The sequence below is a fragment of the Moraxella sp. VT-16-12 genome (assembly GCF_002224245.2).
In the GTDB taxonomy this organism is placed as follows: domain Bacteria; phylum Pseudomonadota; class Gammaproteobacteria; order Pseudomonadales; family Moraxellaceae; genus Moraxella.
Map to the genome: position 1 here is coordinate 1 of NZ_NKHK02000049.1, position 382 is coordinate 382.

Annotated in this window: 1 pseudogene; it reads left to right on the top strand. The window is 30.9% G+C overall.

Annotated elements, in window-relative coordinates:
• Window positions 1-382, top strand: a pseudogene (locus CEW93_RS10700) (hypothetical protein); the annotation flags it as partial.

Sequence of the window (382 nt, forward strand, 5' to 3'; positions counted from 1 at the left end):
ATGTACAATGACAATTGCAGCGTTAGCAACTACTACAATGGTAAATACTTCTTATGCAAAAACCGATACAGAAAGCCATAATCATTCCTCACTTGGCACAGAAAACAAAAATGTTTTAGATATTAATAGTTCGAGTCATAATATCAAACCAAGTCAAAATAAAAGTTACCCAAGTGTAATATTACCTAATAATAATAGACATCAAATTTTTAATACTACACAAGGTCATTATGATGCTGTTAGTTTTATTTATATACCAATAGATGGTGGATATATGAGTGGTTCAGGTGTTGTTGTAGGTGAAAATGAAATATTAACTAATAAACACGTTGTTAATGGAGCTAAGGGTAATCCAAGAAATATTAGTGTCCATCCTTCAGCT